This is a genomic window from Neisseria sp. (assembly GCF_041804105.1).
Taxonomy (GTDB): domain Bacteria; phylum Pseudomonadota; class Gammaproteobacteria; order Burkholderiales; family Neisseriaceae; genus Neisseria.
This window is the reverse complement of record NZ_JBHCJY010000099.1, coordinates 21,369-27,368: the sequence shown is the minus strand read 5'-3', so window position 1 is coordinate 27,368 and position 6,000 is coordinate 21,369. Positions and strand designations below refer to the sequence as shown.

6 protein-coding genes are annotated in these 6,000 nt (G+C 55.4%); 1 reads left to right on the top strand and 5 read right to left on the bottom strand.

Features of this window, described 5'->3' with window-relative positions; translation table 11 throughout:
• From ACEYDX_RS09015 to hscB, 5 genes are all read right to left on the bottom strand, one after another.
• A partial coding sequence (locus ACEYDX_RS09015) for a glutamine--tRNA ligase/YqeY domain fusion protein (RefSeq protein ID WP_373741688.1) occupies positions 1 to 1,428 on the bottom strand: 1,428 nt, incomplete at its 3' end.
• A gap of 243 nt (positions 1,429 to 1,671) precedes the next feature.
• Positions 1,672 to 1,935 carry a PepSY domain-containing protein gene (locus tag ACEYDX_RS09010; protein ID WP_373741684.1) on the bottom strand — a complete coding sequence of 88 codons (264 nt, stop codon included), beginning with the start codon at positions 1,933 to 1,935 and terminating at the stop codon, positions 1,672 to 1,674.
• A gap of 264 nt (positions 1,936 to 2,199) precedes the next feature.
• Positions 2,200 to 3,714, bottom strand: coding sequence for a polyamine aminopropyltransferase (locus tag ACEYDX_RS09005; RefSeq protein WP_373741683.1), 1,515 nt, complete (start codon positions 3,712 to 3,714; stop codon positions 2,200 to 2,202).
• Between the two features lie 453 nt (positions 3,715 to 4,167).
• Positions 4,168 to 4,872: a hypothetical protein gene (locus tag ACEYDX_RS09000; RefSeq protein ID WP_373741682.1), complete on the bottom strand. Its 705-nt coding sequence runs from the start codon at positions 4,870 to 4,872 to the stop codon at positions 4,168 to 4,170.
• Between the two features lie 170 nt (positions 4,873 to 5,042).
• Positions 5,043 to 5,558: a Fe-S protein assembly co-chaperone HscB gene (hscB, locus tag ACEYDX_RS08995; protein WP_373741681.1), complete on the bottom strand. Its 516-nt coding sequence runs from the start codon at positions 5,556 to 5,558 to the stop codon at positions 5,043 to 5,045.
• Between the two features lie 64 nt (positions 5,559 to 5,622).
• Here hscB and ACEYDX_RS08990 point away from each other — a divergent pair, with 64 nt between their 5' ends.
• On the top strand, positions 5,623 to 5,838 hold the full coding sequence (locus tag ACEYDX_RS08990; protein WP_373741680.1) for an alternative ribosome-rescue factor A: 216 nt from the start codon (positions 5,623 to 5,625) through the stop codon (positions 5,836 to 5,838).
• The last annotated feature ends 162 nt before the right edge of the window (positions 5,839 to 6,000 follow it).

The window sequence follows — 6,000 nt, the reverse complement described above, 5'->3', positions numbered from 1 at the left end:
GAATACCAGCGCGATGACGACCACCGCTCTGAAAAACCACTGTGCCTGCGGAAACAGTACGCCCAGCTCTTCTTCGGGATTTTTGCCCAGCGTGTCGTGGTCGATGCTGCATTTGAGTTCGACAATGCGGTCGTCTGAATTTTTCACCACTTCGTCGCAACGCATCACATAACTGTGGCGCAGGCGTACTTCGCCGCCGGGTGTGAGCCGTTTCCAGCCTTTGGGCGGCTCTTCGGCGAAGTCGTCGGCTTCGATGTAGATTTCGGGCGACAGTTTCAGTTCGCGGCCGCCCATGTCTTCGTGGTTCGGATGGTAAGGCGCGAAACGGCTTTCGACGGGGCCGTCTGAAAAGTTGGTGATGCTGACTTTAATCGGGTTGAGCACGGCCATCAGGCGCGGGGCGGAGTTTTCCAGTTCTTCACGAATCGCACCTTCCAGCACGCTCATATCGACCACGTTTTCCGATTTGGAAATGCCCACGCGTTTGGCGAACAGGCGCAGGCCTTCGGGCGTGTAACCGCGGCGGCGCATACCGGAAATGGTGGGCATACGCGGATCATCCCAACCGGAAACATGGCCGTCTGAAACCAGTTGGTTGAGTTTGCGTTTGGAGGTGATGGAATAAAGCAGTTCCAAACGTGAAAATTCGTATTGACGCGGACGCACGGGATGCGGCGCGGGGATGTTGTCGAGCACCCAATCATACAGCGGGCGGTGGGCTTCAAATTCGAGCGTACACAGCGAATGGGTGATGCCCTCGATGGCGTCGGAAATGGCGTGGGTGTAATCGTACATCGGGTAGATGCACCATTTGTCGCCCGTATTGTGGTGGTGCGCGCGGCGGATGCGGTAAATCACAGGGTCGCGCAGGTTCACGTTGCCCGAAGCCATGTCGATTTTCAGGCGCAGGGTTTTGCTGCCGTCGGGGAACGCACCGTCGCGCATTTTATAAAACAAATTAAGGTTTTCTTCCACGCTGCGGTCGCGGTAGGGGCTGTTTTTGCCCGGCTCGGTGAGCGTGCCGCGGTATTCGCGCATTTCGTCGGCGGTCAGGTCGCACACATAGGCTTTGCCGTCTTTAATCAGGCCGACGGCGTAATCGAAGAGTTGGTCGAAATAGTCGGAGGCGTAGCGCGGCTCGCCGGACCACCCAAACCCCAACCAGTGCACGTCTTCTTTAATCGAAACCACGTATTCCTGATTTTCTTTTTCGGGGTTGGTGTCGTCGAAACGCAGGTTGCACAGGCCGTCGAACACATAGGCGAGGCCGAAATTCAGGCAGATGGATTTGGCATGGCCGATGTGCAGGTAGCCGTTCGGCTCGGGCGGAAAACGGGTTTGGATGGCGGTGTGTTTGCCGTTGGCAAGGTCTTCTTCGATGATGGTGCGGATGAAGTGGTTGTCGGCAAATTGGTCTTTGTTGAGCATGATGGTTTCGCGTTGTCTGGTGGGTTTCAGACGGCCTGCTGATGGTGCGTGGCCGTCTGAAAAAAACGGTAAAGGGCGTATTGTACCCGAGCGGAAGATTGCAGACAAAATGTGTGGGGCGGAAACGGTATACGGTATGGAAAACACGGGTTCCGTGCCCGTATTTCTGTACAGGTGCCGCAGGTAAACACAGGCCGTCTGAAAACTTTTTCAGACGGCTTGTGTTCGGCACAACGCTGAGAATTATTTGCGTTGCGGTTCGGCATCGGTAATCACGGCGCGACCGTTTTGGGCATCGACGCGCACGCCGTATTTCTTGCCGTCGGCAACCAGTTCGACATCGTAATACGGGCGGCCTTCGCGTTCGAAATCGACGTCGCGTACTTCGGCGTTTTTCACTTTGGTTTTGGCGGACGCGGCGGCCTGTTCTGCCGTGATGTAGGATACTGCGGAAACGGGCAGGGCGGCCGACAGCAAGACGGCGGTAATGGTGTGTTTGGGATTCATTTCGGGTTTTCCGGTTCGGGCGTTTTATACGGGATTGGGGCATACGGGAATCATGCCGTTTGATAGAATTTTATTTTTGAACGGATGGTACGGCAACCGGAGCGGCTGCTTTTTCAAACGGCCTTGGGCCGGTTGGGAGGGGGTGTTTGCCCGCAAAGCTCGGGACGGCGGTATCAAGGCCGTCTGAAAAGTATTTGTCGAACGGTGTTGTAAAAATGTCTGCCCGACACGGTTTTCAGCCGGCCTTTTACGGATGAGCGCAGATTACCGCATCACGTTTCCCCAATCCTGCTCGAAATAGCTCACGAGAATCTGGTTGTTCAGATAATTCGCTTCGACTTTGCGCCGCGCCATATCGGGCGGAAAACGGAACATTTCGGCGGCGGTTTGCGGGGTAAGAAATTGGGTGGGCACGTCGAATTTTTTCGGAACGGGGAAACTGTTGTGTTTGGCGGCCAATACGAAACCCCATTCGCCGAACGAGGGAACGTAAACGTGATACGGCGCGGTATGCAGCCCCGCCGCTTCGAGCGTGGCCACCACCGACCAGTAGGCGTTCGGCGCGAAATAGGGCGATGTGGACTGCACCACGATGCGGCCTTCGGGTGCGAGGCGGCGGGCGGCAAGGCGGTACATCGGTACGGAATAGAGTTTGCCGAGCGAGAAATTCGACGGGTCGGGCAAGTCGATGATGACCACATCAAACTGCTGCTGTGCGGTTTCCAGCCATTTGGCGGCATCGGCGTTGACGACGTTGACTTTGGGGTGCGACAGCGAACCGGCGTTCAGACGGCTTAATTCGGCGGAGGTTTTGAAGGTGGCGGTCATGTCGGGATCCAAATCCACCAGCGTTACCTGTTTGACCTGCGGGTATTTCAGCACTTCGCGGGCGGCCAAGCCGTCGCCGCCGCCGAGAATCAGCACGTTTTCGGGTTTCGCGGCCATCTGCATGGCGGGCAGCACCAAGGCTTCGTGGTAACGGGCTTCGTCGCGCGAGGAAAACTGCAGGTTGCCGTTGATGTAGAGGCGGGTATCGTCTTTCCAGCGCGTAACCACCAGCCGCTGGTAGGGCGAATGGCTTTCGTACACAATCGGGTCGCCGAAATAGCTTTGTTCGGCACGGTAGCTGATGCGGTCGGCCAAGGCAAACGCGGTTCCGAGAAAGATTAAAACCAGCCAGCCGCGGATTTGCAAACCGCGGTAGCCGGGCAGTTGCGGTTTGAAGGCGCGGGCGGTCAGGACGGCGACGGCGGCGTTCAGAATGCCGAACAGCAGGGCCGAACGCGCCATGCCGAGCTTGGGCGCAAGTACCAGCGGAAACAGCAGCGATACGGCCAGCGCGCCGAGATAGTCGAAAGTCAGCACGCGCGAGACCAGTTCTTTGAAATCGGCCTTTTGGTTGTTCAAAACCCGCATTACCAGCGGAATTTCCATGCCGACGATGGTGCCGACAATCAAAACCAGCGCGTACAGCAAGGTGCGGAACGGTGCGGCCGACAGCCCGAACGCCACAAACAGCACCAGCGCGGAAATGCCGCCGATAATGCCCACCAGCAGTTCGATTTCGATAAAGCGCGCCAACGCGTCTTCGTCTTTGACGTATTTGGTCAGATGCGCGCCGATGCCCATGGAAAACAGATACAGGCCGATGATGGACGAAAACTGCAAAATGCTGTCGCCTAAAAGATAACTTGCGAGCGCGGCCATCACCAGTTCGTAAGCCAATCCGCAACTGGCAACGATAAAGACGGAAATAATCAGCGTGCGGTTGAGTTTCATGGTTTTCAGACGGCCTGTGGGGGATGTGCGGGATTATAACGTCAACACAGGCGGGGTAACAGGTAGGAATCAGGCGTGTTCCGCAGAGCCTTTGGATGTTGCGCCTGCCTGTCGATGCCGTCTGAATCTGAATCCGTCGGGTTGTTATGGGGGGGCGAATGTCGGGAAACCGGTATCGGGAAGGTTTTGGGAGATACGGTTGTGTTTGGGTGATACGTTGTTGCGTCGAAAAATGATTTCCGTGCGGACTGGGCAAGGGGCGGGAAATTTTGCTTGGTCGGAATGTTTGGCAGCCCGGCCTGCGGCTTATTTGGGCGGCTTGTTTTTACGCGGGAACCGCAGCGGCAAAACGGCAACCGTGTACCGGATACATGGAATGCGGATGATTTTTCAGATGCCGCGAAATATTAAGCCGTCTGAAAAACATTTGTCAGACGGCCTTCGGGTGAGGAATCAATATTTTTCGCGCAATACTTTGATGGTTTCTTTGATTTCGCTGGGGGCTTCGGTTGCTTTTTTCGCCTGCTCCTGCTCGGTCATACCGTTTTGGTTGAGCGGCTCGAGGTTTTGCAGGGCGGAACGGTATTCCTGTTCGCTCAGCTTGGTTTGGCTGATGCGCCATGTGCGGCGGTTGCCGCTTTTTTCTTCGCGGGCCGTCCACAGGCCGTCGTCGCGGTAGTGTTGCAACACGGCTTGGGCAAGGGTTTTCATGTCGCTTTTCGGTTTGCTGCCGCCGATGGAGCGGCCGATGCGGTTGTTGCGCAGATCGACGGCTTGGTCTGCGGCCAGACGGCTGAAGTAGTCGGTTTTGCCTTCGCGCAGTTCGGTGTCGTTTTCATAGGCATTGCCGATTTCTTCGGCGGTGGACTCGTCAAACTGGGACGTGATGGCGGCCTGCCACAAGGCGTGGCGCACGGCGTTTACCTGAGTGCCGCGGCCTTCGCCGTTTTTCTTGTTGTCCAAACCGGTGCGCAGGGCGAAGCGCACGGCGTTGGTGGTGATGTTGGTGGACTGTTCGGTCTCCACGCCGATGGCGGCGGCGGCAATCGGGTGCTTGACGGCGAAACGCGCGATTTTGCTGCGGCGGCTTTCGTCTTGGAAAGCTTGGCAGCCGCTGAGCAGCAGTGCGGCCAGCAGGATGGGTTTGATGGGATTCATAGTCGTAATTTTTTCTTGGGTTTTGTTATGTTCATAATCTGATGTGTGATGCAGATTTGTACGCAGCGGAATGCGGACGGAGCTTGCCGGCTTCCTGCCTGCACGGGATTTGCACAAATCCGAGTGGCATTATTTCAGAGTTTGAAATTGAAAACAACCGTTAAATAATTTTAAGGCGCGGCGGTTCGGATTTCCTGTTGCAGTTTATCCAAAAAGCGCATTTCGCGCACGAGCGCTGCGGCTTGCTCGAAGTTTTTCTGTTGGAGCGCCGAGCTGATACGATTTATGGTATTTTGTTTTACATCTTTGATTTCATTTGATAACTTTCCCAGTTTTCCTGTTTTTTCGTTTTCAGACGGCATCATGCGGGCATCGTCGAGTGCTTCGCGCCATTCCATCTGCTGCATCAGGAATTCGGGGGCGAAAGCGGTGTGTTCCGGTGCATCGGCATCGATGCCTTCGGCCTGCAGCAAATAGGCGGCGCGGTCGGTCGGGTTTTTCAGGATGCGGTAGGCTTCGTTGACTGCGGCGGCCATCATGACTGCCTGTTTCTGTTCGAATGCGGATGCGGCGGCGGTTTTGTCCGGATGGAATTTGGCTGCGAGCAGGCGGTAGTTTTGTTCCAGCAGAGTGTCGTCTAAATGGAACTGTTCGGGCAGGCCGAAAAGGGCGAAATGTCGGGTCATGGTTGCATCCGTGTGTTTTAGGGGCTATGATTCCGCCTGTTTTCAATGAGTTAAGGAAATGAAAATGGGCGGTAAAACCCAACACAATAAAGGTGTCATTAAAGACAACGCGCTCAAGGCATTGGTGAAATCCAATATTTTCCGCTGCAAAACGGAGCGCAAGAAAAAAGGCAAAGGCAGCTACAATAGACAGGCTGCGAAAAAATGGCAGGACGGTTTCGATAACCGTCCTGTTCTGTTTTCAGACGGCCTTGCGGTTTTATCCGTGCAGATGCCGTAAGATACCATAACGGGGCGTATTCCGATACCTTGCGCAAGGTTTAAGGCCGTCTGAAAAACAACCTGTTTCCAAGGGATTTTTTTCAGACGGCCTGTTGCAGATGTGCTGTGTTTGAACGTCTGGGAAACGGGCTGTAAAAGGCAGGGTAACGCCGAAATGGAA